Raw genomic sequence first — 26,771 nt, forward strand, 5'->3', positions numbered from 1 at the left:
AATTTGAATTTCTTTCGTAAACCTCCTTTTTTGCAAGGAGTCAAGGTGATGGTTGAGTCATCGCCAGGAATTGTGGCTTGGTCACTTGTGACTAGCATCAGTTTGCTGAGCGCTGGATTAAGTCCGGTAGATACATTCTGGTTCAATATTATGGTCTACGCTGGTTCATCGCAATTGGCCGTCATGCCATTAATTAATGGCGATTATCCTTTTTGGACGATATGGCTGACCGGTCTGATTGTGATGTCTCGTTTTATTATTTTTAGTGCAACTATTCAACCGCACTTCAAACAGTATTCTTTCTTGCAAAGATTGGGTATCGGAACCATCAATACCGATATGAGTTTTGCGAAATTTATAGAAAAGTTTCCATCGCCAAATAACTCTGATGGCTCTCATACTCAAATTCTTTATTTTTTAGGAATGATCTTAGCCCATTGGATTTTTTGGCAAATAGGCGCATTAATTGCTATTTTTTTTGGGTCAGACATACCCAGTTCTTGGGGTTTGGGATTTGCAGGGCCCTTAGCATTACTCGCTTTGATTATTCCTGCTATCAAGCATAAAACTGCAGTAGTCTCAGCTTTGGTTGCAGCAATTACTTGCGAGCTAACTGTTAACTTGCCATATCGATTGACGATTGTCTGCTCCGTGATTGCTGCTGTGTTTGCTGCAATATTGATGGATAAAAAATTTCCGCAGAGGCAGGCATGAGTACGATTGATTTATGGATAGCATTCTTTGGCTTGATGTTAGTGAGTATCTTCACCAGAACTTCCTTGTTATTACTAGGCTCTAAATTCCCCATTCCAGAAACAGTTCATGAGTTTTTACGCTATGCGCCAACTGCTGCATTAATTGCAATCGTTCTTCCTGAAGTATTGTTTATGAAGGATCCTGTAACTCAGTTATTTGAATTAAATCTCTACTCCCCTCAAATTTTTGGGGCGATCGGCGGAGTCGTTGGCTTTTTATTCACTAGAAGTATTTTGGCGACGATCTTTGTCGGGATGCTCTTTTTTACTCTAGCAAGACTGGTGATGTAGTTTGAAAGTTCTTTAGTTACCAGAAAGATCATGATCTTCTCATTCTGGCTTAAGTCCTGCCTCACTATCTTTATATAAAATCTCAAAAATAGTGCGTTAGTATTTGGCATCTAGGGATTCAGTCAACTTTATAGCGGCTCCTAAAAAAGTTGAATTTATTAATTTCTTTATAGATGGTACGATATCTTTTAGAGGATTTAAACCTAAAATTTTTAGAGAAAAATTTCATGCCAGTACCGAATATTATTTTTATCGTTGCTGATGATCTGGGTTATGCGGATCTTGGTTGCTATGGCTCAAAAGCAAACTCTACCCCTGCCTTGGATGCATTAGCTAAAAACGGTATTCGTTTTACTCAGGGTTACTCTAATGCGCCGGTATGCTCTCCAACGAGATTTGCTTTAATGACAGGGCGATATCAATATCGATTAAGAGGTGCCTTAGAAGAGCCTTTGAATTTCAAAAGTCGAGGTAATTTGCTTTTAGGCTTACCTCCAGAAATTCCGACCCTGCCATCAATGTTAAAAGATGTGGGATATGACACCGCATTATTTGGTAAGTGGCATCTTGGTTTTCCACCAAAATTCAGCCCACTTTTCTCAGGCTACGACGAATTTTTTGGCCCACTCGCGGGAGGGGTTGATTATTTTTCACACTGTGACTCTAGTGGCATTCATGATTTATGGATAAATCAAGAGGAGTGTCATGAGATTGGATATTTGACAGACCTTATTTCAAAAAAAGCTCTCGCCTATATCGATGGAAAAACTTGTAATCCCAACGATAAAGAAAACCCTTTTTTCATCAGTTTGCACTATACGGCGCCTCATTGGCCCTGGGAGACGAGAGAAGATTCTCATCTTGCAGCTGAAGTAAAAGAAAACTTATTTCATCTGCATGGTGGCAATATTCACACTTATCAAAAGATGATTAATCATATGGATGAGGGGATTGGGAGCATTGTTTCTCTACTAAAAAAGAATCACGCTCTTGATAACACTTTGATTATTTTTACAAGTGATAATGGGGGCGAGCGGTTTTCAGATAACTGGCCACTTGTTGGAGGCAAGATGGATCTAACAGAAGGGGGTATTAGGGTTCCTTGGATAGCCCACTGGCCAGAATATATTAAGCCTAATCAAACGAGTAGCCAACAATGTATTACGATGGATTGGACAGCAACCATTTTAGAAATTGCAAATGCTATTCCCAGCAAAAATTATCAACTTGACGGTATATCAATGCTTCAAGTATTGAATAACTCTGTAATTGAATTTGAGCGCCCTTTATATTGGCGTATGCATTATCGTAGTCAGAGAGCTGCCCGTATTGGAGAGTGGAAATATTTAAAAGTAGATGACTACGAATACTTATTTAATCTTTCTCAAGATGAACGTGAAAGGGCTAATTTAGGTGAACGAATGCCTGAGCTCTTAAGAAAAATGCGACATCAGTGGGAATCCTGGGATACAGAAATGCTCAATATTCCATCTGATGCAAATGTGACAGTTGGTTATTCATTAAAAAATATGCCTCTTAGATAGGAATTCTGATGAAATTTTCATTAAAGCGAATCATTTTTATTGCCATCTGCTTAGTATCTACATTTACTCATGCACAAACCTATCCAAATAAGCCTGTAAAGCTTATTGTGCCGTTAACCCCAGGTTCCGGAGTAGATATCGTTGCCCGCATTCTTGCAAAGAATCTGAGTGAAACCTGGAAACAGCCCGTAATTGTTGAGAATCGTCCAGGAGCTGGGGGATTAATTGGTACTGGTGCGGTAGTCAATTCTGATCCTGATGGGTATACCTTGTTAGTTCAATCTGCCTCATATGCCGCTAATCCAGCTATTTACAAGAAGCTACCATATGATCCAACAAAATCTTTGATAGATGTGAGTTTACTCGGGATCACCCCTTATTTAATGTCAACATCACCAGCTGGTCCGTATGCAACCCTTAAGGATTTGGTGATTGCTGCTAAAGAAAAACCTGGAGAAATTCCTTTCGCCTCGGCGGGGATTGGAAGTTCTACGCATTTAGTTGCCGAATACTTCAATCAAGTTGCCGGAATTAAGATGATCCATGTGCCATATAAAGGCGGCCCTGATGCAATGCAAGATTTGATTGGTAATCGCGTCGCTTATTTTATGATCGCATTTGATACCGCAATTAATCAAGTTAATGCTGGAAAGTTAAGGGGATTAGGTGTTACAACTTCAGCTCGGTCTGATGCGGCCAATAATATTCCCAGTATTGCAGAACAGGGCTATCCTGGCTTTGATATGAGCTTATGGTTTGGACTTTGGGCCCCTAGTGGAACCCCAACTGCAATTATTCGCAAAATAAACAATGATGTGAACCTTGCACTACAGGATCGCGAAGTCATGACTGCTTATGCTAAGGCTGGTATTCAATCTAAGCAGATGAGTCCTGAAGAGTTTCGTAAGTTTGTTCTTGCTGAAATCACGCAATATCAAAAAATTGTTGTTAGTGCAAAAATTGAGCAACAATAGAGTATGCAATGAAGTAAATGCTCCAATAAGAATAATATCAACTAATTTTTAATACATTGAGGTAAGACTATGGAGAGAAGAAGTTTTCTTAAATCTGCAGGCGCTGCTGCCTTTATTGTTAATGCACCTAGTGATTTAGTTGCTGCTGCCAGTGCTAAACCTCAAGCAAATGGTGAATGGGACCAGGGTTTAGTGAGGCATCTATTGCCTACAGTTAGCGATACAGAGATGTTAATCAAAGTATCCTTGATCGAGCCACAATTATATCCACCAGTATTAAGAGTTGACAGCACTGTAGTCGCTGGAAAAATGACTGATACACAGGGAGAGTTTTGGCAATTCTTTGTTAAAAATCTCAAGCCTGGGCGTACTTATAAGCTTAATTTAAAAAACTATAAGGGAGCTTTGCTCTGTCAACCATGGGAGTTCTCAACTTTTCCTGATCGAAACTCAAGCCCTAGTCAATTTAGGGCGCTATTTATATCTTGCGTTGGCGGACATGAGGCAATGGGCTTCTTGCCCCCCGCTGTGCGTAATCGCCTATTAAAAAGAGCGCTGAGCTTTAAACCCCAGGCTACGATCGTCAATGGTGACCATGTGTATTGGGATTTACTTTCTCCTGTTACCTCTAAGCGTGACTACGGTGGCTCTACGGAAAAAGCAATAAAAATTGCTGGTCAGTTTGATCGCGCAGGAATAGTCCTTGGTGGTGACAATGAGGCTGTTCTAAAAAAAGCAGTAGGCCCACAACTGACGCCAATTTATGGCGCAGATTTTCGATCAACTCCAGTATTTTTTCTGCAAGATGATCATGACTATTTTGATAATGATGATGCGACCGATGAAATAGTAACGTTCCCACCCTCATATTTTATGATGCAGCTTGCGCGAACTACGCAATCGATGTATTACCCTGAGTTTTTAGCTGAGGCTTCAAGACCAAAGGGTCTTCCCTTTTCTTATGCTAGTGATCGGCCAGTTGGTGTTTCAGAAAGCTTTGGCACAATTCGCTATGGAAATTTAGCTGAAATCATGCTTTACGATGTTAGAAGAACGGCCACTCTTGCTGGACCATCGGCAGTATATGTTGATGCTAATGTTGAAAAATGGTTAGTAGATCGCACTCAAAGTCGTGAGGTTCACAACCTTATTCATTGCCCATCTAATCCTCCTGGTTGGTCTCTTGGCAAGTGGGGAGAGTGGTATCCGGATGTTTTACTAGCAGAAGAAAAAAGATTAACCACGGCAGTTCAGAAACCATATTGGCAGTCTGGATGGTTAAAGCAACATGATCGTCTCATGGGTGAATTGTCCAAAAATAAATCAAGGACTCCTTTAGTCATTAGCGGTGATATGCATTCAATTGCCCTGGGTTCAATGACGCGAAGTGGGACCCATGACTTTTCAAATAATCCAGTAAATGTAGCTTTATCTGGTACGGGTGGAACTTATCAAGGTGGTTGGCCATCTAGTGGCAGACGTAAAACTCCAGCTATGACATCTCAGGTTTTAGACTTTAAAGAGGAAATCAAACCAATTGAGCAGCATGGTTTTACTATTGTAGACTTCACTAAAGATAAGATGGTACTCAGTTTTTTTAAATGGGATGTCAATACTCAGTCGATTGAAGATATAGATACACTAGTGCCTTTTTATATAAAAGAATTACCAAGGGCCTAGTAAAAGTTTCTAATATTTTGATTTATATTAACTTCTACTTTTTTGTTAAGAAAAATATCTAATGTCAAGTGCATCTAAGGGCACTCTGAAGCTCATCAATAAGGATACCCTTTGGGATAAAGCCTATCTCTCTTTGAGGAGCGCCTTATTGGCAGGTAAATTCGTTCCGGGTGAGCGAATTATTTTGCGTAAAGTTGCGCAGGATCTTGGCATTAGTCTGACACCCGTTCGTGATGCGATTAATCGCTTGGCCGCAGAAAATGTTCTTGAGAGAGGTGGCGTTGGGCAGGGTGGAGGGGCCTCAGTACCTTTACTGACGTCCAATGAGTTCGGTCAATTGATGGCAATACGCAGTAGCTTAGAGCCATTAGCAGCAGAGGCGGCGGCTAAAAATGCTACTAAAGCAGAAATCAATGAAATTTCTAAGCTTTTGAATCATATGAGAAATTTAGCTGAAACCGGAAACCTTGCATCCTATTTAGATGCTCACTATCAGTTCCATTTTGGAATATATAAGTTGGCTAACCAGTCTATTCTGCTTCAGGCAATTGAAGGGGCTTGGCTACGCTGTGGTCCTACATTAAATCTGGCTTTACCAGAGTACAAGCCAGGGCAAAAAAGGCATAAACATCATTTGGCTGCCCTAAATGCCTTAAAAAAGGGGGATGGTATTGGTGTTGCCCGAGCTATTCGTGCTGATATTGATAGCGCCCGCCTAGACATCTGTAACTTATTGGATTAAACCTATGAAGGAAGTGAGGGTTAATAAGCTATTTCCTAAATGAATGTTGTTTGTTATAACATTAAAATGTTTCTTAGCTAAAGGGGGTAAATATGAACACTTTTAAAAAAGCCGTTACCGTAATGGCGACTTCTGTATTGGGGGCCTTTGTGGCTTTTAGTTCTGCTATGGCTGCTGATTTCCCAACTAGGGAGATAAAGCTGGTGGTGCCTTGGAATGTAGGTGGATCAAATGATATTTCAGCTCGATTGATCTCTAAAATTCTGGCTGATGAGGGGATTACAGTCGTTGTCGATAACGTTGCTGGAGCAACAGGAACGATTGGCATGACAAAGGTAGCGAATGCAGAGCCCGATGGCTACACCATTGGAATGGGCACTAGCTCCACTATGGCGATGATTGCTCAGGGTTTAACACCCCTTAAAAATGAGCAGTTTGCTCCAATAGCGAGAGTGACAACGGATCAATTATTGCTTCTTGTCCCGAAAGATGGACCCGCAAAAGATTTGGATGGTTTTGAGGCAATGATCAAAAAGAGCCCAGGCAAAGTTTCTATTGGAACTCCTGGCAGTAATAATTTGAATCATATTTTTGCTGTGATGACGGGTAATGTTGTGAATTCATCCATCATTACCGTTCCATATACCGGCGGCTCCAAGGTGATTGTCGACCTTGCAGGTAAACAAATTGATGGTGCGGTATTAAAGCCATCTGAAAGTAAGGCGCAGATTGACTCCAATATGGTGATACCACTAGGGGTATTTGCGAATGAGCGAATTAAAACAATGCCCAATGTTCCCACATTTAAGGAAAAAGGGTACAACGTTTTTCCATATGGACCACTTGTGCAGATGGCATATCTAGCTGCTCCCGCAAAAACTCCTCCTGAAATTCAAGAAAGATTAATCACTATCTTTAATAAAGCGATTCAGGATCCACGTTTTAGATCTGCCTCTGAAGAAGGTGGCTCAAGAGTCGATAGTCTGACTGGTAAAGCTTTAGCGGCTGAAGTTGTCGCTGTAACGAATACTTTGGCGGTAGTTGGTAAAAAAGTATTTACTGAGCCAAAAAAATAAATATTAGAAATTGAAAGAGTATTGATGAGTCAAATCAAAAAAGTTACCTGTCACGTTGTTTCTGCACCTGTAGAAAAGCCGTTTACCTCCTCAAGAGGTTGGATTTATAAAACCAGAGGCTCTTGCATTGTTGAGATAGAGACAAACGATGGCATCGTAGGCTGGGGAGAGTGCTATGGACCATCAGCAGTATCAAAGGCATTTATTGATACCCAATTTGGTCCTCGTATTATTGGTAGAGATCCATTTGATGTGGAAGTTATTTGGGAAGATCTGTATAACCGCATCAAGGACTACGGCACTACCGGTATGGCAATTTCTGCTATTAGTGGAATTGATATTGCCCTGTGGGATATTATTGGTAAGTCTTGCGGTCAGCCAATCCATAAATTAATTGGCGGCTCCTATCGAGATGAGGTCACTCCTTACGCAACAGGTCTATATTTTATTGATATGAATCGCTTGATTGAAGAGGCGGTGGAAGAGGCCATTGAATTTAAGGAGAATGGTTTTACTGCTATCAAGATGAAAATTGGTTTAGGCGATTTAAAGCTAGACATCAGACGAGTAGAAGCAGTCCGAAAGGCAGTGGGAGATGATATGCGATTGATGGTTGACGCTAATCACTGCTTTACTGTGCCCCAAGCTATCAAGATTGGTCGTGAGCTTGAAAAGTTAAATATTGAATGGTTTGAAGAGCCTATATCTCCAGAGGATTTAGATGGCTATGTTGAGGTGACTCGTGCTCTTGATATGGCTGTAGCGGGTGGCGAGAATGAATTTACCCGTTGGGGCTTTAGAGACATTGTGGTCCGCAAGGCTATGGATATTGTGCAGCCTGACGTTTGTGCTGCGGGCGGTATCAGCGAATGCCGTAAGATTGCGACCCTTGCTAGTGCGCACGGGGTAGAGTGCGTACCGCATGCCTGGGGATCTGTGATTGGTGTCGCTGCAACCTTGCATTTCTTAGCAGCACTTCCAGATCAGCCACCAAGCTTTAAGGGCAATCCCCCGCTATTTGAGTTTGAACAATGTGAAAATCCATTCCGCGATTTACTGTCTGTTGAACCCATTGTTCAGCGTAACGGTAAGGTGAGCGTACCTAAGGGTCCAGGTCTTGGCATTGAGATAAATCGACATATTCTTGATCAATATCGAGTCGCATAGATTGTCGTTATGCGCTATTTGACATTTATAAAGGGCGAGCAAACGCCTGCAGTAGGAGTATTACTGAGCGATTCTTTGCACGTATTAGATCTCTCGCATGTCAGTTGTAGTGACATGATTGGTGGCACGGGCTCAAATTTGCTTGAGATGGTGATGGCAGGTTTACCTTCTATTACCAAGAAAATCACCAGCAAAATTGAGAGCGGTTATTATGATCAGGCTGCTGTAGTAAGTCTCGATAGCATTTCAATATGCTCACCAATTCTCAATCCAGGAAAGATTGTTGGGGCAGCTTATAACTTTACAGATGCATTGGATGAGCGCTCAATGGCATATCCAAAAGAGCCTGTTATTTTCGTTAGGTCAGCTTGTACTGTGATTGGCCCATACGATCCCATATTGATACCACCCGATGTTGGCAATGTAGGATATGAGGCTGAGCTAGCAGTTGTGATGGGTAAACGGGCATTACATGTTGAGCCTGAAGCGGCTATGAGTTTAATTGCGGGCTACACGGTTCATAATGACATTAGTGGTAGTGGCATGATTAAAGTGGATGGGGGAAACTTTGTACGAGGTAAGAATATGCTCGCATCTGCTCCATTTGGCCCCTTTTTGATTACACCCGATGAAGTGCCTGATCCGTATGTAATTGGTATTCAGCTGAGTGTTGATGGTAGAGCTTTGCAAGACGGATCTACATCCACAATGCTATTTAAGATTGCCGAGCTGATCTCCTATATTTCTAAGCAAATGCCATTGGAACCAGGAGATATTATTGCAACAGGAACCCCAGCTGGTTTGGCGATGGTCCATACACCAACTGCATGGCTTGAGCCAGGACAAACTGTTCGGGTAGAGCTTGAGGGTTTAGGAATTTTAAATAACCCGGTTAAACAGGGAGTGCCATTTTTTGAGTAAAAGATTTAAGGTATTGTTAACTAATCCTATTCATCCCTTGTATCACGAGGAGTTATTGAAAGAATGCGATGTAGTTGTGGCTCCCGACACAAAGCCTGAGACACTCAAAGCCCTGATTTCAGATTGTGATGGTTTGATGGTTCGCTGTCAGCTTCCTCAAGATATTTTTGAAGATGCCCCTCTCATGAAGGCCGTTGTGCGGCATGGTGTGGGCTTGGATTTTATTCCGGTAGATGCCGCTACCAAGAGAGGCATTCCAGTGGCCAACTTGCCGGGCTCAAATACTAATGCTGTGGTTGAGTATTGCATGGCTGTTATTTTTTATTTTCGCAGGCGCCTTGATTCAATAGACTCAACACTTCGGAGTCAAGGCTGGTCCAAGGCGCGTCCAATGGCAGACACATCTACAGAAATATCTATAACTACATTGGGTATTGTTGGTATGGGGGCCATTGGTAGCAACTTAGCAAAAGCGGCTGCCGGCATGCAAATGAATGTGATCGCACTTACAAGACGACCTGAGACCTTACCATCCAGCGTTAAAGCTGCCACTAAAGAGGAATTATTTTCTCAATCTGATGTCATCGCACTTTGCTGTCCATTAAATGACCAGACGCGCGGTTTAGTCGATCGCGCTTCAATTGCTATGATGAAATTGAATGCCATACTAATTAATATTTCTAGGGGTCCAGTGGTCGACACCAAAGCCATTCTTGATGCTTTAGTAGAAGGAAGAATAGCTGGAGCTGCTATGGATGTTCATGATCAACACCCTCTTGCTGGAGATGAGGCAGTTTTTGATTGCCCTAATTTATTACTCACACCCCATATAGCATCCATTACCGCTAGCAGTATGCGCGGCATGAGTAAAGGATCGGTAGAAACGATTCTCGCCATACTCAATGGTAAAAATGTAAAAAATATTGTTAACCCAGAAGTTTTTTCAAATAAAGCTGAATAACTATGAATAATCCAATGCGTATAGTGAAGTTAGAGGCAGTTCCTATTTCCTTTCCTGTTCCTGAAAATAAGTCTGTTCGACTGGGTATTGGTAAATGTGTAAAACGTGATTCAGTGCTTGTGCGTATCGAAACTGAAGATGGTCATATTGGCTGGGGTGAGGCACATCATGGACGAGCTCCGGGTGCGATTGCAAAATTAATCGATACAACCATGCGTGAGCTGGTATTAAATCAAGATGCAATGGACATTAATGGTATTTGGGCTCGTGTTTATAAGATGCAGATTTCGAGTCATGGTACGGGCGCAGCAGCTGTTTTAGCATTGAGCGGTATTGATATTGCTTTGTGGGATATTCGCTCTCAAATCATGCAACAACCCCTATATCGGATGTTAGGCGGCGCCTCTAAAAAGATTAAAGCCTACGCAGGTGGTATTGCTTTAGGATGGCAAGAGCCGGCATCCTTGGCAAAGGAGGCGCAAGAGCATGTAGCCACTGGCTATAGAGCTCTAAAGTTACGCGTAGGAGATACCGCAGAGAAGGATATCACCAGAGTACATGCAGTGCGTAAAGCAGTGGGTGAGCATATTGATATTTTGGTTGACGCTAATACCAATTACACATTGGCAGATGTCCGTAAGGTAATGCCTGCTTTTGATGATGCTGGGGTGAGTTGGCTAGAGGAGCCATTTCCGCCACAGGATCGAAAGGCATATCGCATGGCACGTAGCTTGGGAAGAGTGCCATTTGCGGCTGGCGAAAATCACTACACACGTTATGACTTCTCAACTCTATTAGATGATGGGGATGTTCAATTTATTCAGCCTGACCTGTCAAAGACTGGCGGCGTGACTGAGTCTATGAAAATTGCTGCTATGGCAAGTGCTAATAAGCTAACCATCAATCCACATACTTCGGCTACAGCAATCAATATGGGAACAACTATTCACTTTCTCTCTGCCATTGATAATCCTGGTTATTTTGAAGGGGACGTTACATCACTGAACCCCTTTAGGGATGAGATGATGGATAAAGCTGCTTATGAGCTTGATTCAGAAGGTTGTGTGAAGCCCTATGAAGGCGTGGGCATTGGCATGAAAATTAACCTAGATTTTATTAAGGATCACCCCTTAATAGATGGTCCTTGCTACGTTTAATGCCCAGCCTTAGCTTGGTGTTAGAGTCTAAATAACTCAGTAAAGATGAAAAACCAACTTGAGGGTTGGTTTTTTTGATACTCGACATTATTCTAGGCACGGTATCTGAGGTCTAAATCGCCTTCAAATGTAGTGGTAAAAACAATTGATTCTGGAGAAATGATGTGTACAAGCTTCTTATTAAAAGCCAGCGACAATGGATGCGTTTATGGACGTACTATGGAATTTGGTATACCCCTTAAATCAATGTTGATGGTTAGCCCTAGAAATTATTCATATCAGGGCATTGGTATTGATGGCAAACCAGGTACAGGCTTAAATTGGACTGGTAAGTATGCTGCGGTAGGAATGAATGCTCTAGGCGTATCGATCTACGCAGACGGAATGAATGAAAAAGGATTGATGGGTGGGATGCTCAATGCCCCCTTTACTGCTCAATATCAAGATGTTTCTACTGCAGACTCTGCAAAAAGTATTTCATCGATTCAGGTTCTGCAATATGCTTTAACCAATTTTGCAACAGTAGATGAAGTAAAAGCGGGTTTTGCGAAGATTTTTGTTAATTGCTCAACCGTACCTGAATACAATAATTGCACTTTTCCATTGCGCTATTGCTTACACGATGCTCATGGTAAAAGCATCGTCATTGAGTACCTTAAAGGTGAATTAGTGATCACCGACAATCCAATTGGTGTGATGACAAATGATCCTGCATTTAGTGAGCAGCTTAATAATATTGGGCAGTTTGCAAACTTGACTAATGTTGAGCAGCCATCCCCAGTGATTGATGGCGTTACTTATCGGTCCCCTAGTTCAGGTAACGGCTTACATGGTATGCCAGGCGACTTCTTAAGCCCTAGTCGCTTTATTCGGGCGCTATTTCTTTCTAAATCAGTCCCTACTAGTTATACCGCCATTGAGCAGACTAATGCTGCATGGCACATCCTAGGAAGTTTTGATATTCCTTCAGGGGCGATCACCTTGCCAGCATCTAATCCTTATGGTGGAGGTGCCGGTGGCATTGAGATTACCGAATGGAGTGTTGTAGCAGATAATAAAAATATGATTTACAACGTCAAGATGTTTGAGACGACTAATATCTATACTTTTGATCTGAAAAAAATAGATGTAAATGCTAAAGATTTTCAATATTACAAGTTAGATAAACCGCAGACGCCCATTTATGTAAATTGAGTATTGGCTAAATAACTTCATCTTTTAGCCAATACCACCGATACAGAATAGCTTGACCTAGGCGGCGGAAGGGCGCGAGTAGCTCCGATTTAATCTTGCCAAAAAAGTTTGGGTACTCCAGTTCTGAGGAATAAATCGGTAGCTTAAAAACGGGATTCGATTGATCTTTGCCCGCAATTCTTTCTGCCAATCTTTTGCCTGCCCAAGTTGAGAATGAGACTCCATTACCACCATAACCTACGGAATACCAGACATTTTTATCTGCCTTTGGTTTGAAAATGCGGGGCATCATATCGTGGCTGACATCAACCCATCCCCACCATGAATAGTCAACCTGAATGCCAGACAAAGGTGGGAACTTGCGAGTTAAACCATTGAAAAGTAATTCGTAATGCTTTGGATTGTTAGCGTCATCCCCTTTGATGGCACTACGACTTCCGATCTGAAGGCGATTATCTTTTAATAGGCGGTAGTAAAAGCGTAACTTACGCGTATCCGTAAGAAATACATGAGAGCGAAATTGCGTTGCCGAGAGTTCAGATTCCGTTAAAGGTCTTGTCACTAGTGAATTTGAAAGCACAGGAAGAATTTTATTTTTGAGCGAGGCATTTACATTTTGGCCTGTGTATCCTCCAGTACAAAATGCAACACGCTTGGCTTTTACTACACCATGAGGTGTATATAAGTGTTCAATTCCATCGATTGTCTTGGACTCCAGTACAGGACTACCAGTATAAATTTTGACACCTAAGGCCTGAGCCTTTCTGAGCATTCCAAAGTTAAATTTCAGGGGATGAATTCCGATACCTTCTTCTTCAAGCAGGGCGCCATGCGCATCATGATCATCACAATATCGCTCTTGAATTTCTGCCTTGGAGAGTAATTGAGGTTTATATCCAAAAATACGCTGTTTAACATCAGCCTCAGTGCGCAGATAATCCAATTTATCAGGTCTATGAGCAACATATAAATGTCCTCCAGGAGTTGCTTCACATTCAAACTCAGTTGTTAATTGAGAAAAATTCTCAAAGCCCATCCGAATTTCTGCGTCTAGCTTTTTTGCAGTATCTAAACCCCAGCGCTCAATCCATTGAGAGCGACTCAGACGGCCGCTTGCATTTTGTCCTTGACCACCGTTTCTGCTGGAACACCCCCAGGCAGTCTGGTTGGCCTCAAGGATAACTGCCTGTATTCCATGTTCTTGGGCTAAATAAAGAGCAGTTGCAATACCGGTTGCTCCAGACCCAACAATCACTACATCAGCCTCGATATCACCAGGAACGGGACCATCATTAGGCGGTGCTAAGCCGGCACTAGCCACCCAATAGGTTGGCGCGTATTCTTGATTTGTGCCTGGTATAGAATCTACCAAAGGGTCGTGCAAAGGGTTATATGTCTGCATGCCATCAATATAAAGTAAGTTTCTTTAGATAGAAAGTGAAAGATGAAAAGATCCCTGCAAGTGCTGATTTTTGGAATGAGCATGATTGGAAGTGTTGCTACCACTTCTGTGGCAATAGCCCAACCCTATCCAAATAAGCCGATTCGAATTGTGATTCCAAATGCTCCGGGTGGTGGAACGGATGTTGTGGCACGGATGATTTCTGAAAGTCTACAGGCAGATTTGGGTCAATCCATTCTGATTGAGAATAAACCTGGGGCGGGAGGTGCAGTGGCTGCAGCTGATGTTGCAAAGTCACCTGCAGACGGGTATACCTTGTTAATGGCAGCAGCTGGATTTGTGATCGCACCTGCAGTCCTCCCTAAAGCTGGCTACGATCCAGTAAAAGATTTTGTAGGCGTTCGGCAGCTCGCAATTGTTCCACTCATCATCGTTACACGCAGTGATAGTAAGTTAGAAAACATCAATGATTTATTAGAGCTCGCAAGAAAAGATGGGGATAAAGTTACTTTTGCCTCATTTGGTAACGCAACCCCGGCCCATCTTGCTGGGGAGGCAATTAATCGTCTAGGTAAGGTCAAGATGACCCATATTCCCTATACAGGCGGTATGAAGGCACTACCGGATATTCTCGCGGGCAATGTAACCATCGGTATTCTGGATGCTGTTTCAACATTACCCTTGGTTCAGCAAGGAAAGTTGAGGGCTTTGGCGGTAACGGGCCCAAAGCGTTTGCCAGTATTGCCTAATATGCCTACCTTGGTTGAGTCAGGAATTGCCTTTGATGCTGTTGGCTGGCATGCGGTGTTTGTTCCAGCGGGAACGCCAACACCAATCGTTAACCGACTGAACGCTGCTTTTACTAAGGCAATGGATCAACCCAAAGTCATAGAGCGCATTATTAATGGCGGATCGATTCCGATTGAAAAAGGTGGCACTCCAAGTCAATGGACTGCACAGTATGAAAAGGAAACTAAGCAATGGGCAGAAATTGCAAAGGCAGTAAATGCAAAGCTGGAATAAACAAAATCCAGAAGACGCCATTGGTTCTTTAGAAGATTTATATGGAGGGAAATTAGATCTTGAGCAGCGGATCGAAACGATTCGTCATCTAGATCGCTTCTTCCCTTGTAGCGAAATCACTCCAGCGCCTCAGACAAGTTCAATTACAGAGCGCCTCATTGATTTATCTGACTTAAGATTTAAGTCTCACGATCAAAATTTATCGTTTCAGAACTATCTAGATATCAATTGCGTAACGGGGCTATACATTCTGAAAGATGGCATTAAAGTCTATGAAAATTACTTCCATGGAAACCAAAGCAATACACCTTGGTGTGCTTTTTCAGTAACAAAATCAGTGACTTCAACCTTGGTAGGCGCTGCCATTGCCGATGGGTCTATATATAGTGTGAATGATTTAGTGAGTGATTACCTGCCTCAGCTTAGCGTAGGTGCTTACTCAGGGGTTAGGCTTGAAGATGTCCTTCGTATGAGTTCAGGAGTCTTATGGGATGAGACTTATGGAGATCCACAATCTGAGCGTCGAAAAATGCTTGAAGTGAAACATCAACAACAAGCGGGCGCAATATTAGATTTTTTGAAAAACTTAGATCGTGCCAGTGAGCCCGGGTATCAGTGGAAGTACAACACTGGCTATACCTTTGTTGTTGGGGCTTTATTGAAAGCTGCCGTTCAAAGATCGTTAGCAATATATTTACAGGAAAAGATTTGGCATCCCCTCGGTATGGAATTTTCTGCTAGATGGTGGTTAGATTCGCCTATGGGGCAAGAGTTTGGCGGCGGCGGTATCCAACTTCGGTTAAGGGATTTGGCACGTTTTGGCGAATTTTTATTGAAGGGCGGTCTTATCGAAGGTCGACAGATATTACCATCTGATTGGATTAAAAATGCCTCTTCCAGTTTTAAGGTGCAGGGTAGTTCAATTGATTATGGATATTTATTCTGGTTGGTGCCACCCGATAAAGGACCTTTACATCAAGGCGCATTTAAAGCGCGTGGAATTTATGGGCAGTACCTCTATATGAATCCTAATGAAAATCTAGTAGTAGCTGCTTTTGGTGCCAGACCAAAAGCTAGGGCTGCTGATAGTCCCATTGATGATGACGACTTTTTAACTAGTTTGGTTCAGTACCTCAGCTAGGTAATTTTGGATCACGCTGTTTTCTATAGACATCTTTCAAGCAGATTTTTCCATCCTTGAAGAAAAATAAATCAACTCCGTCTACTTCAAAAAATGCACCATCTGATTTACGCGTAGCGATAAATGTCCATTCGGAAAAGCCGCGCTCCCCAAACACTTCATTATGATTTCTGGGAACCCATTTAGCATCTGGAAACATCGCAAAGGTACTGATAAAAGCCTCTTTAATAGCTTGTTTTCCTTTAATAGACGCGCCAAAGCTGTTATCTCCCATGGCGGGCCTGAACTCACAATCATCCGTAATCATCGATACAATGGCTTCAGGGTCATGTTGATTAAAGGCTTCGCAAAAGGCGCCTAATAGCGCTACTAATTTTTGATTTTCATTTGAGTCTGACATACCAATTTCCTATTCAATAAGCGATGTGAATTCATTATGATCCAAAACACTATTAACTATATAGACAAGCAATTTCAGGTACAAATTACTTCTAATGAGGTTTATACGACTGCAGGTATTCATTTTTCAACGCAGCCTGCTGAACGTAATTTACTGATTGACATATACCAACCTATTGGCCTTCCTCCGGGCACTAGATTACCTGCCTTAATTATGGCATTTGGTGGGGCGTTTCATCGTGGAACTAAAGATGATGATGCCTTTGAGGTAGAGGGCTCAAGCAATACTGCGATTGCCGAATATTGTCTTGAATTTGCTAAGCGCGGCTACGTCTGCTTTTCAATAGACTACCGTTTGATTCAAGAGGATCCCGACCCGGGAAAAACCATTGCTATTTCTAGTCAAGATCTAGTGCCTCGTTCACGCGTCGATGAAGTTCGAAAAATGATGAATTTGCCGCCCGCTGATAACCTAACTCTATGGAGGGGTATAGAAGGGGCAATAGATGATGGTGTTTCAGCAATTCAGTGGGTTAAAAAGAATAGCGATCGATTTCAGATTGATTCCCAAAGGATCGCTATTGGTGGATGGTCTGCGGGTGGCCGCATTGCCTTACACGCTGCTTTTGCTGAAAAGGAGGAGGTCGCCGCTGTATTTTCTATATCGGGATATATGCATCCAGTTGATATGAAGAGATACATGCATGGTGATGCTGGCGTTCCACCAGTATTTATTTCCTGGGGAACGAAAGATCTCGATTATGTTTTAAGCCAGGGCCCCATCTTTCAGGATCACTTTACCCAGATGGGTATGGAACACATTGCATGCGAAATTCAGAATGCATCACACTTTTATCCTAGGTCAGTTTTAGTAAACGACTCTAGTGGATTTAGTGGTTCTTTCGAAGAATCCTTGGCTAGATTTTTGCAGACAGCACTGAAGATCAATTAAGGTTTATTACGCTTATTAATCTTGTCTATTTCATATTGGTGAAGGGCATCAATAATCTCTATCAATCTTTTGCGGTCTACTTCATCTACAGGAAGCTTAGGGTTCTCTGATTGTATAAGCAGATTCTTTTCTTCAAGCTCTCGAACAAGGTCCCCTATTTGAATATCCCGCTGCCCAGTCAGTTGGAATATTTTGAAATAGAGGACTGCAATATTCACATTCTCATATTCTGAGCTTACAGGCCCTAAACTTTTAGTAATAGGGGTTAAAGCAAATTGTGCTTGGCCAACAGTTTTAGCCCTGAGTAATAAAAACTTCATACCATTGAGTCGATTGGCAATTTCAAATTCACAGGTGATGATTGCTTTATCTCGAATGAGTTTGGCATCGTAGTGATGCTGGGTAATTTGGTATAGAGCAGCACCCCCAGTGATAAATACTGAGGATAAGAACCATAGGCCAAAATTGCTGTTGAATACTTCGATTACTTTATCCCAAAAACTTTTCCCTAGTTTTTGTGCATCCTCTTCTACTGCCCCTAGATCGGCACGAAGCTTCTTTGCAATCTCGTGGCGATAGTGCTCTTCAGCCTCAATAATCGATTTTCTGTCTTCATTCAGCATCTAGATACCTTATGGGTTAATGAGCGACCTTAGTGGGGGGATAAAACATTTAGGCATTTATAAGCTATTTTCAATATTACTTCATCCGTATAACTTTCTGGGTGGCTCGTGGTTTCGATTTCACCTGTTTAGGCCCTAATTCCATAGATAGCCTATTATTTTTAGAAGAGGTTGATTCCATCTGTTTTTTTTATATATTATGTATTGAAATATTCAAATTCCTGAAAATACTAAACACCTATGCAAACTACATCTCAACCTCTTCGTGTTGCCATCGCCGGATTGGGTGCCATTGGAAAATCTTTGGCAACTCGCATAACTAACGGTGATATTCCCGGAGTAGTATTGACTGCCGTTTCGGCTAAAAATCAAGATAAAGCAAATGATTTTGTAAAAACCTTGGCATATCCTGTGAAACTTCTTCCAATTGCTGTATTAGAGCCCGAGGCCGATGTCGTTGTTGAATGCGCCCCTGCTGAGTTATTGGGCGACATCATTGCACCATTCTTACGTGCCAAGAAAAAAGCGATTGTTTTATCAGTGGGCGCTATTTTATTTAAGCCCGAATTAATTGAACTTGCAAAAACTACCGGTGGAACCATTATGGTTCCGACAGGGGCACTGATAGGTCTAGACGCAATGGTTGCTGCAGCAGAAGGTGAAATATTTTCAGTCAAGATGGTGACCAATAAACCACCATTGGGATTGAAAGGCGCGCCTCATTTAATAGAGAACAATATTTCAGTAGAGGGCTTGACTGAACCGCTAAAAGTCTTTTCAGGCAATGCAAGAGAAGCAGCAAAAGGTTTTCCTGCAAACCTTAATGTAGTTGTAGCGCTTGCATTAGCAGGTGTTGGTCCTGAAAAAACCCATTTGGAAATTTGGGCTGATCCAACCGTTGTGAGAAATACACATACGATTACCGTAGAGTCTGACTCCGCTATCTTCTCCATGAAGATGGAAAATATTCCTTCAGAAAATCCAAAAACAGGTCGCATTGTTGCGCAAAGTGTCGTTGCCATGTTACGCAAGATGATGGCTACATTTCAAGTTGGAACCTAAAAGAGAGTATAGGTAAATCAATGACTTTTACGGCAGCTAAAAAAGAAGAAATTCGCCTTCGTTATTTAGAGGTGGATAGCTCTAATGTGGCAGATGTTTTAGATAATATGAATCTTCTGCAGCAGGGTCTTTCATCCGAATTTGCACCTTATCCCGAGACTACTAAGAGAATGGCTGGCTGGGCATATACGATTCGTGGGCAAATGACGCCTTATCCACAGGGTGGTGATGCCGATAAGATGGCTGCTTGCCAGGGCATCTCTTCTGGAGAGATCAGTGTCTGGAGTGGTGATGGCAATGGCATTTGCTACTTCGGTGAATTAATAGCCCTGGGCATGAAGGAGCGCGGCTCTGTTGGGGCATTACTCGATGGTGGAATACGAGATGTAAGGTGGATTGGGGAGCATCAGTTTCCTGTATTTGCTTGTTATCGCACCCCAGTGCAATCAATTGGTCGCTGGAAAGTAACAGCTTCTCAGGTGCCAGTGTATATGCGAGGCCATGACGGGGGTAATGTAATTGTTAGACCAGGTGATTTTATTTTGTGCGATGACGATGGTGCCATCGTCATTCCAGTAGAACATGTCGAGACTGTATTAATTGAATCCGAGCGCTTAACGGTAATTGAAAAGAATATTCGCATTGATATTGCGAATGGCTTAAGTCTTGCCGATGCTTTAAAAAAGTATGGTCATGTTTAAAGATGTAGAGAGTATTTTTGACTGATTATTTCGACTGAGTTTTATTTTCGCAACGTTATTTAATGGGGCTTCTTATGTCAACGATTGGGCGAGCTATTGTTACTCATACTGCTGCAGTGTTATTTTCAGCAATTTCTTTTAATGTCCTGGCACAAGCCAATTGGCCCAATGGTCAAACGGTTCGCGTAATTGTGCCCTTTCCAGGGGGTGCAAGTACTTTAGATTCAGTAGTGCGAACACTGACGCCAGATATAGCTAAGTCATTGGGTTCGCCAGTCATCGTTGATAACAAGCCAGGTGCAGGCACAGTGATTGGAGTCGATGCTACTGCAAAGGCAACAGATAATTTGACGGTGGGCGGTGTAGCAAATAGTTTTACAGTGAATCAATCCCTGATTAAAAATTTGCCCTATAACACCACTAAAGATCTTCAACCAGTTGTTTTAATGGCCAGAACAGCGAATGTATTAGCAGTGAAAGCAACATTACCGGTTAATAACCTAAAAGAGCTGATTGAATACGCCAAGAAGAATCCAGGAAAACTTTCTTATGCCTCTTTTGGAAATGGAACGACCGCGCATTTTGCAGGTGAAATGCTTAAATCAATGGCTGGTATTTTTGCTGTTCATATTCCTTATCGTGGCCAAGGACCGGCTTTAACAGACCTCCTCGCTGGAAATGTCGATTTTATGTTTGGTAATCTGCCTGATTTCTTACCTTATATTAAGTCTGGGAAAATTAAGGCAATTGGCACTACCTATTTAACTCGTGCCCCCTTAGCCCCTGAAATTCCTACTATTGCTGAGCAAGGATTTCCTACTTTTGAGACCGACTCTTGGTATGGCATTGTTGCCCCAAGCAGCATGACTAAAGATGCTGTAGATAAAATGAACCAGGTAATTAATAAAGCATTGCAGGATCCTGCAGTGAAAAAGAATCTGGGTGATAGGGGTATTGAGATTATTGGTGGCACTCCTGCCAAGTTCCAAGAACACATTCAATCTGAAATACTGAAGTACGAGCGTATTGTGAAGTCTGCCAACATGCAAGCTGATTGACCGGCGCTATTTATGTATCCTACTGCTGTATTTAAAGAAGGCGGCTATCGCTATATTCCCAGTGTGTTTCAATATTCTGGCGGCGTAGCTGCGGAGCCGGGATTCCAATTAGAGCAGGTGAGATTTAAATCTTTGCTTCCAATTGAAGATGCTTTCTCTTGCATTGAAGAGCACTTGAATAAAATTGGCCGCCCACTAACAGCTTTTGCGCATTGTGAACTCCGCTCCCCAATGCAATTTGATGACCAAGGGTTTATTGCTTTTAATAAAAAGTATGTCAGTACTCTTGAGCGATGGGGAATTTATCAGGCCGAATCTCAAGGTGGCTCATTCATTAATCCCGTTGCACGAACTAATGTTTGTCCCGAGTATTTTGGGCTGACAGAGGTTGGAATGTATTCCTTTACCTATACCATTCCAGCAAACATAGGCTCTTTGCCCAGCTTTGTCATCTCTGGTGGAGGAGATGCAAGATCTGGACCAGAACCATATCGAGAGAGAATTATTGCCTATGGTGATACCTCCGATACAGGGCTGAAATTAAAAATGGCATTTGTAGCTAATGAAATGCAACAGCGCTTAGTAAGTCTTGGTTTTCATTGGGATGATGTGACTAGTGCACAAGCATATTCAGTTCATAATATAGGCGGTTTAGTAGAAGAGGTCTTTGCTAAACAAAAGCGGATGCACTGTGGTGTCAATTGGTATTTTGCTAGGCCACCTGTCGCAGGACTCGATTTTGAGATGGATCTTCGAGGTTCAGTAAGGCAAATTTTTATATGAGCCTGGATTGACGCTGATACATTGGTGCCATTAAAAAATAATTAGAAAGAATAAAAGACACAATGAAATCATTTCGTCAATATCTCATCTTCATTTCATTATTGATTGGAGCCACTCTCGGCCTGGGAGGCCTAGGCATCTCTGGGGGGTTGATGGCTGCAGATGTTCAACAGATTCAAGCAAGTCAGATTATTGCCTTAGCGGATCAAGAGACCCCGGAGTTATTAAAAACTCTAGAGGAGTTGGTTGCGATTGAGTCTGGTAGTAGAGATTTAGAGGGTTTAGCAAAAATTCAAGTCGCTATTGGTAAGAAATTGGACAAACTTGGTATCCCTTATCAAGTTGTTCAGGGTAGCGGGAATACAAAAACTGGTGCGATGATTCTGGCGAGGATCAAGGGAAATGGTACAGCAAAAATTGCCATGATCGCTCATATGGATACGGTGTATCAAAAAGGCGATAGTCAGAAGCAGCCGTTCAAAGTAGCAGATGGTAAGGCTTATGGATTGGGTATTCAGGACAATCGCGCTGGGATAGCAGTCATTTTGCATACGCTGAAGATGATCAAAGCGGCAGGAATCAATTCATTTGGTGAGTTCACCATTTTGATCAATGCAGATGAGGAGATTGGTTCGCCTGGCTCCAAAGAGGCGATCATGGCATTGGGTGAAGCAAATGATTTAGTCATCTCTTGTGAAACTAGTGGAACTAAAACGGATTATGTACGCTTAGCTACGTCCAGTATCGCTAGGGCAGAATTAACAGTGCGGGGTAAGGCTGCGCATTCTGGGGCTAATCCTGATTTTGGCCGTAATGCTCTATATGAGATGGCGCATCAGGTGCTACAAACACGTGACTTAACGAATATTGCACCTGGGGTTAAATTTAATTGGACCCTCGCACAAGCAGGTACAGTCCGTAATATGATTCCATCAGAGGCTAAAGCAACTGCTGATATTCGGGCAAACAAAATGAGTGACTTTGATTTAGTAGAAGAAAAGTTAAGGGAAAGAATTCGGAATCATCTCATTCCAGACACTACTGTGACAGTGGATTTCATTCGGGGGAGACCCCCTTTGGTGCCAACAGATAAATCTCTAGCAGTTGCTAAGATGGCTCAATTGATTGCTAAAGAAATTCAGCGGCCCTTAGGCATACTCGAGACCCCAACCGGTGGTGGAACGGATGCTGCCTATGCGCTAGTACGAAGTCGTGGAGCAGTGATTGAAAGCTTTGGTTTACAAGGCTTTGGTGGCCATACAGATAATGCAGAATATATTTTGATTGATTCGATTAAGCCCAGGCTCTTCATTACGAGTATGTTAATCGACCAATTTTCAAGGCAATACGCAGCAGATAAAAAGTAATGCCCTAGGTTTATTGATTGAAAAGCTTATTCTTTAAAAGTCACCACATGGTCAGCTGCTAGGCAGATTCCAATCTTCTCTCCAATAGCATGATCATGATGGCTTGGCACTAATGCTAATACCTCATCGCCAGAGTCGAGTTTAAGGGTGTAGAGGAAATCAGCACCTCTAAATGTTTTGCTGAGTACTTTAGCTTGGATAGGACTATCATCATCATGTTGAATATCATCTTCGCGAAGTAGAACATTCACTTCTTCTCCAGCTTTACCGTCATGATGTTCTTCTAGCTCAAGATTGCCAAGTTCAATTTGAACCTCGTTGCCGGTTTGAATGAGGCCTTTTACGAATACACCATGCCCAATAAAGTCAGCGATATAGCGATTCACAGGTTTGTGGTAGAGCTCGTATGGCGCATCCCATTGGATCACTTTGCCATCAGCCATAACTCCAACTTTGTCAGCGATCGCAAAGGCCTCTAGCTGATCATGGGTTACTAGTAAAGCAGTAATATTGTGAGCCTTCAAAATCTCACGCATTTCAATTGCAAGGCGCTCTCGTAAATCAATATCTAAACCTGAAAAAGGCTCATCGAGCAAAATTAAATCAGGCTCAGGAGCCATTGCTCTTGCAAGAGCAACACGTTGTTGTTGGCCACCACTGAGTTCGTGCGGATAAGCGCCAGCCTTGTCTGCGAGTGAAACTCTTTTTAGCCATTCCTTTGCCAGGACTACTCTCTCTTGATTGGATAAATGTTGTAAACCAAAGGCAATATTTTCCAAAACATTCAGATGTGGGAAGAGTGCAAAGTCTTGAAAAACCATGCCTACGCGTCTTTGATTAGGTGGAGTATGGCTTGATGGTGAGCTTACTACCTTGTTGCGTAAGTGAATCTCACCAGACTTTGCTGGCTCAAATCCACAAATTGCTCTCAGAACTGTAGACTTCCCACAGCCAGATGAGCCCAGCAGGCAGCCAATCTCACCTTGTTGTAAATCTAAATTAAGCCCTTTAACAGCATTGGTATAGCCATGACCATCTAGGCTTGGATAGAGAATTTCAAGCTGTTTGATAGAAAGCAGAGTTTGAGCGGGGTTCATCTCTATAATTTTCTCATGAGTACTGATGGTTTAATACATAGTGAGAGTCTAAACGGATTGCCGAGTCGATGAATCGTATTGTGGTTCTAATTGCCCTATTGATATTATTGCCAATATTTGGCTTGGCCGCGCCATTCTTTATTTCCAGCAACGGCGGAAGCCCCGATCTTGAAGCTATAGGCACTTTGAGTCATTTATGGAATTATGTGCTGGGAGCCTACATCAGCTCCACCTTATTGCTAGTATTGGGTGTTGGTCTAGGAATTTTTATTTTAGGAGTTGGCAATGCTTGGATTATTGCTAGCTATGATTTTCCTGGCAAAAAAGTATTTGAGTGGGCTTTAATCCTACCGCTAGCAGTGCCCACCTACGTGATGGCCTACCTCTTTGTAGATCAATTACAATTTTCTGGACCGATTCAGACGGCGCTCCGTAGTTGGCTAGAAATGAGCTCTCTCTGGTTTTTTCCTGATCCAAGATCTTTATTTGGCGCAATCTGGTCCTTTTCATTCTGCCTTTTTCCTTATGTCTATCTGATTACTCGTACAGCTTTTATGGAGCGTAGTAGTCGATTAATGGAGGTTTCTGAAACCTTAGGCTATAGCCCTTTACAAGGTTTCTGGAAATTAGTTCTGCCAATGGCAAGGCCAGCCATCTTTGCTGGAATGGCTTTGGCTCTGATGGAGGTACTCGCCGATTTTGGTGCAGTCTCTTATTTTGGTGTTCAGACCTTTACCACCGGAATTTTTAAAGCTTGGCTTTCTTTTGGTGACCGCTTAGCCGCAGTGCAATTGGCGCTCAGTCTACTAGGTATAGTTTTACTGATTTTCTTTATTGAGCAAAGTAGTCGTTCCAAATTACGCTATGCATCAGCATCACAAACAAAATCATTCCCTAAATATTTACGCGGTAAAGGGGCCTTTTTGGCCTTTGCATTTTGTGGCATAACTTTACTCTGCGGCTTTTTGTTACCTGCCTCTGCACTCATACAGTTATTACTGAAGCAGGGCCTTAGTATGGATATTCGTTATCTCAGTTGGCTGGGTAATTCGGTTTCTGTTGCTCTAGTTACTGCCTCAATCTCTGTTTTCTTGGCCTTATTTTTTGCTTATGCAGTGCGCTTACAACCCAGTTTGTCGTGGGTGAATCGTTTGCTGGGATTTGGTTACGCATTGCCTGGCGCAGTATTAGCAATTGGTATTCTGTCGATTCTAGAGATCATGCAATTGGCCTGGTGGATATCCGCTAGCATGATGGTTTTGGTATACGCATACTTGGTACGTTTTTTATCCTCAAGCTTACAAAGTGTGGAAGAGGGCTTAAATAGAATCACCCCATCAATGGATCAATCTGCTGCATTACTAGGATTTACTCAATGGCAAATACTCAAAAAAGTTCATATTCCATTAATTAGGCGAAGCTTGATGACTGCAGGTTTGTTTGTCTTTGTAGATGTCATGAAGGAATTGCCTGCGACATTATTATTACGGCCATTTAATTTTGACACCTTAGCAGTTGCTACCTATCAGCTTGCAGCAGATGAGCGTCTCTCTGAGCTTGGGCTACCTGCATTAACAATTGTCTTAGCAGGGCTTATTCCTGTTCTAGTGCTATCAAGAATGATTTCTCGAAATCAATAGATTTTTCTCGTTTAATCCAACTTTGTTGAGTGAATTTAGTCTTTATGGCCTTTTATTTCAATTTTTATTGATAATGATTCTTATTATGATGTAAACTAATTGAATACAAGTAATTACAAGCTACGAGATTAATTAAGGGATTTGGAAATGGGTATCAAAACAGTATTCGTCAGTACGATGATTTTCCTGGGGGGAATGGTTGGAGCTGGGTATGCAGCAGAGCCTATCAAAGAACTCAATCTATATTCAGCCCGTCATTATCAAACTGATGAAGCTTTATATAGCGACTTCACCAAGAAGACTGGGATTAAGATTAATCGAATTGAAGCAGATGACAACGGGATTCTCGAAAGAATTAAAAGTGAGGGTGAGAAAAGTCAAGCTGACGTTATTTTGTTAGTCGACGCTGCACGTCTCTGGCGTGCTCAGACTCTCAATCTTTTCGCAGGAGTTAAATCTAAATATTTAGAGCAGCGTATTCCTAAAAATCTAAGAGCTGCTGATGAGGCTGATGGCATTCCTTGGTTTGGATATTCCACTCGCGCTAGGGTCATTGTTTATAACAAATCTACAGTCAAAAAATCAGATGTTGACACTTATGAAAAATTAGCAAATCCAGAAAATAAAGGAAAGGTTTGTACTCGATCAGGTTCGCATCCTTATATGCTCTCGTTGGTTGGCGCACTAATTGAAAGAGATGGCTTGCTTGCAACCGAGAGTTGGGCAAAAGCCATGGTTGCCAATATGGCTCGTAGCCCTAGGGGCGGTGATACAGACCAAATTAAGGCAGTAGCATCAGGTGAGTGCGGCGTCGCCCTGACGAATACATATTATTTTGCACGCATGATGCAATCAAATAAGCCAGATGACATTAATACCATCTCAAAGATTGGATTTGTCTGGCCTAACCAGGGGTCAGGTGGAGTACATATTAATATCTCAGGTGGCGGTATGGCCCGAAATGCGCCACACCCTAAAGAGGCATTGCTGTTTTTGGAATACTTAGCCAGTGATTCAGCGCAAGAATATTTAGCGAATGGCAATAATGAGTGGCCAGTTGT

At 42.2% G+C, this 26,771-nt stretch carries 26 protein-coding genes; 22 read left to right on the forward strand and 4 right to left on the reverse strand.

Features of this window, described 5'->3' with window-relative positions; translation table 11 throughout:
- Positions 1 to 48: 48 nt before the first annotated feature.
- From ABWP14_RS10155 to ABWP14_RS10210, 12 genes are all read left to right on the forward strand, one after another.
- A complete protein-coding gene (locus ABWP14_RS10155) occupies positions 49 to 714 on the forward strand; it encodes an AzlC family ABC transporter permease (protein ID WP_353202885.1) in 666 nt (221 codons plus the stop codon).
- Positions 711 to 1,046, forward strand: coding sequence for an AzlD domain-containing protein (locus ABWP14_RS10160; protein ID WP_353202860.1), 336 nt, complete (start codon positions 711 to 713; stop codon positions 1,044 to 1,046). The genes ABWP14_RS10155 and ABWP14_RS10160 overlap by 4 nt, the downstream gene beginning before the upstream one ends.
- A gap of 227 nt (positions 1,047 to 1,273) precedes the next feature.
- Positions 1,274 to 2,590 carry a sulfatase family protein gene (locus tag ABWP14_RS10165; protein ID WP_353202861.1) on the forward strand — a complete coding sequence of 439 codons (1,317 nt, stop codon included), beginning with the start codon at positions 1,274 to 1,276 and terminating at the stop codon, positions 2,588 to 2,590.
- 8 nt (positions 2,591 to 2,598) lie between these two features.
- Positions 2,599 to 3,564, forward strand: coding sequence for a Bug family tripartite tricarboxylate transporter substrate binding protein (locus ABWP14_RS10170; RefSeq protein ID WP_353202862.1), 966 nt, complete (start codon positions 2,599 to 2,601; stop codon positions 3,562 to 3,564).
- A 69-nt stretch (positions 3,565 to 3,633) separates the two neighbouring features.
- Complete coding sequence (locus tag ABWP14_RS10175; protein WP_353202863.1) at positions 3,634 to 5,244, forward strand: alkaline phosphatase D family protein; 1,611 nt, start codon at positions 3,634 to 3,636, stop codon at positions 5,242 to 5,244.
- A gap of 61 nt (positions 5,245 to 5,305) precedes the next feature.
- On the forward strand, positions 5,306 to 5,986 hold the full coding sequence (locus ABWP14_RS10180) for a GntR family transcriptional regulator (RefSeq protein ID WP_353202864.1): 681 nt from the start codon (positions 5,306 to 5,308) through the stop codon (positions 5,984 to 5,986).
- Positions 5,987 to 6,078: 92 nt separating this feature from the next.
- A complete protein-coding gene (locus ABWP14_RS10185; protein WP_353202865.1) occupies positions 6,079 to 7,062 on the forward strand; it encodes a Bug family tripartite tricarboxylate transporter substrate binding protein in 984 nt (327 codons plus the stop codon).
- A gap of 24 nt (positions 7,063 to 7,086) precedes the next feature.
- Positions 7,087 to 8,229: a mandelate racemase/muconate lactonizing enzyme family protein gene (locus tag ABWP14_RS10190; protein ID WP_353202866.1), complete on the forward strand. Its 1,143-nt coding sequence runs from the start codon at positions 7,087 to 7,089 to the stop codon at positions 8,227 to 8,229.
- A 9-nt stretch (positions 8,230 to 8,238) separates the two neighbouring features.
- Complete coding sequence (locus ABWP14_RS10195) at positions 8,239 to 9,150, forward strand: fumarylacetoacetate hydrolase family protein (protein WP_353202867.1); 912 nt, start codon at positions 8,239 to 8,241, stop codon at positions 9,148 to 9,150.
- A complete protein-coding gene (locus ABWP14_RS10200; RefSeq protein WP_353202868.1) occupies positions 9,143 to 10,111 on the forward strand; it encodes an NAD(P)-dependent oxidoreductase in 969 nt (322 codons plus the stop codon). Before ABWP14_RS10195 ends, ABWP14_RS10200 begins: the two co-directional genes overlap by 8 nt.
- A gap of 2 nt (positions 10,112 to 10,113) precedes the next feature.
- Positions 10,114 to 11,268: a mandelate racemase/muconate lactonizing enzyme family protein gene (locus tag ABWP14_RS10205; protein ID WP_353202869.1), complete on the forward strand. Its 1,155-nt coding sequence runs from the start codon at positions 10,114 to 10,116 to the stop codon at positions 11,266 to 11,268.
- A 162-nt stretch (positions 11,269 to 11,430) separates the two neighbouring features.
- Complete coding sequence (locus ABWP14_RS10210; RefSeq protein ID WP_353202870.1) at positions 11,431 to 12,462, forward strand: linear amide C-N hydrolase; 1,032 nt, start codon at positions 11,431 to 11,433, stop codon at positions 12,460 to 12,462.
- Between the two features lie 7 nt (positions 12,463 to 12,469).
- On the opposite strand, the gene ABWP14_RS10215 is transcribed toward ABWP14_RS10210, so the two are convergent.
- Positions 12,470 to 13,864, reverse strand: coding sequence for an NAD(P)/FAD-dependent oxidoreductase (locus ABWP14_RS10215; RefSeq protein ID WP_353202871.1), 1,395 nt, complete (start codon positions 13,862 to 13,864; stop codon positions 12,470 to 12,472).
- Between the two features lie 42 nt (positions 13,865 to 13,906).
- Between ABWP14_RS10215 and ABWP14_RS10220 the strand changes: the two genes are divergently transcribed.
- Both ABWP14_RS10220 and ABWP14_RS10225 read left to right on the forward strand, forming a co-directional pair.
- Positions 13,907 to 14,887, forward strand: coding sequence for a tripartite tricarboxylate transporter substrate-binding protein (locus ABWP14_RS10220; protein ID WP_353202872.1), 981 nt, complete (start codon positions 13,907 to 13,909; stop codon positions 14,885 to 14,887).
- Positions 14,871 to 16,028 (forward strand): serine hydrolase domain-containing protein, encoded by a 1,158-nt coding sequence (locus ABWP14_RS10225; RefSeq protein WP_353202873.1) that lies wholly within the window; start codon positions 14,871 to 14,873, stop codon positions 16,026 to 16,028. Before ABWP14_RS10220 ends, ABWP14_RS10225 begins: the two co-directional genes overlap by 17 nt.
- Here ABWP14_RS10225 and ABWP14_RS10230 read toward each other — a convergent pair.
- A complete protein-coding gene (locus tag ABWP14_RS10230) occupies positions 16,021 to 16,428 on the reverse strand; it encodes a nuclear transport factor 2 family protein (protein WP_353202874.1) in 408 nt (135 codons plus the stop codon). The genes ABWP14_RS10225 and ABWP14_RS10230 overlap by 8 nt on opposite strands.
- Positions 16,429 to 16,464: 36 nt before the next feature.
- On the opposite strand from ABWP14_RS10230, the gene ABWP14_RS10235 reads away from it, so the two are divergent.
- Positions 16,465 to 17,379, forward strand: coding sequence for an alpha/beta hydrolase (locus ABWP14_RS10235; RefSeq protein WP_353202875.1), 915 nt, complete (start codon positions 16,465 to 16,467; stop codon positions 17,377 to 17,379).
- On the opposite strand, the gene ABWP14_RS10240 is transcribed toward ABWP14_RS10235, so the two are convergent.
- Complete coding sequence (locus ABWP14_RS10240) at positions 17,376 to 18,002, reverse strand: hypothetical protein (RefSeq protein WP_353202876.1); 627 nt, start codon at positions 18,000 to 18,002, stop codon at positions 17,376 to 17,378. The genes ABWP14_RS10235 and ABWP14_RS10240 overlap by 4 nt on opposite strands.
- A gap of 240 nt (positions 18,003 to 18,242) precedes the next feature.
- On the opposite strand from ABWP14_RS10240, the gene ABWP14_RS10245 reads away from it, so the two are divergent.
- The 5 genes from ABWP14_RS10245 to ABWP14_RS10265 all read left to right on the forward strand — a co-directional run bounded on the left by ABWP14_RS10245 (position 18,243) and on the right by ABWP14_RS10265 (position 22,973).
- Positions 18,243 to 19,064: an aspartate dehydrogenase gene (locus ABWP14_RS10245; protein WP_353202877.1), complete on the forward strand. Its 822-nt coding sequence runs from the start codon at positions 18,243 to 18,245 to the stop codon at positions 19,062 to 19,064.
- Positions 19,065 to 19,084: 20 nt separating this feature from the next.
- On the forward strand, positions 19,085 to 19,765 hold the full coding sequence (locus tag ABWP14_RS10250; RefSeq protein WP_353202878.1) for an RraA family protein: 681 nt from the start codon (positions 19,085 to 19,087) through the stop codon (positions 19,763 to 19,765).
- 74 nt (positions 19,766 to 19,839) lie between these two features.
- On the forward strand, positions 19,840 to 20,823 hold the full coding sequence (locus tag ABWP14_RS10255) for a Bug family tripartite tricarboxylate transporter substrate binding protein (protein WP_353202879.1): 984 nt from the start codon (positions 19,840 to 19,842) through the stop codon (positions 20,821 to 20,823).
- A gap of 12 nt (positions 20,824 to 20,835) precedes the next feature.
- Positions 20,836 to 21,606, forward strand: a complete 771-nt coding sequence (gene cnbZ, locus ABWP14_RS10260) for a 2-amino-5-chloromuconate deaminase CnbZ (RefSeq protein ID WP_353202880.1) — start codon at positions 20,836 to 20,838, stop codon at positions 21,604 to 21,606.
- Between the two features lie 62 nt (positions 21,607 to 21,668).
- Positions 21,669 to 22,973, forward strand: a complete 1,305-nt coding sequence (locus ABWP14_RS10265; RefSeq protein WP_353202881.1) for a glutamate carboxypeptidase — start codon at positions 21,669 to 21,671, stop codon at positions 22,971 to 22,973.
- A 26-nt stretch (positions 22,974 to 22,999) separates the two neighbouring features.
- Here the strand turns inward: ABWP14_RS10265 and ABWP14_RS10270 are convergent, their stop codons facing one another.
- Positions 23,000 to 24,070, reverse strand: a complete 1,071-nt coding sequence (locus ABWP14_RS10270; RefSeq protein WP_353202882.1) for an ABC transporter ATP-binding protein — start codon at positions 24,068 to 24,070, stop codon at positions 23,000 to 23,002.
- 68 nt (positions 24,071 to 24,138) lie between these two features.
- On the opposite strand from ABWP14_RS10270, the gene ABWP14_RS10275 reads away from it, so the two are divergent.
- The gene (locus ABWP14_RS10275; RefSeq protein ID WP_353202883.1) at positions 24,139 to 25,710 is read left to right on the forward strand and encodes an ABC transporter permease; all 1,572 of its coding nucleotides are present in this window, start codon (positions 24,139 to 24,141) and stop codon (positions 25,708 to 25,710) included.
- Between the two features lie 177 nt (positions 25,711 to 25,887).
- A partial coding sequence (locus ABWP14_RS10280) for an extracellular solute-binding protein (protein WP_353202886.1) occupies positions 25,888 to 26,771 on the forward strand: 884 nt, incomplete at its 3' end.

The organism is Polynucleobacter sp., assembly GCF_040400325.1.
In the GTDB taxonomy this organism is placed as follows: domain Bacteria; phylum Pseudomonadota; class Gammaproteobacteria; order Burkholderiales; family Burkholderiaceae; genus Polynucleobacter.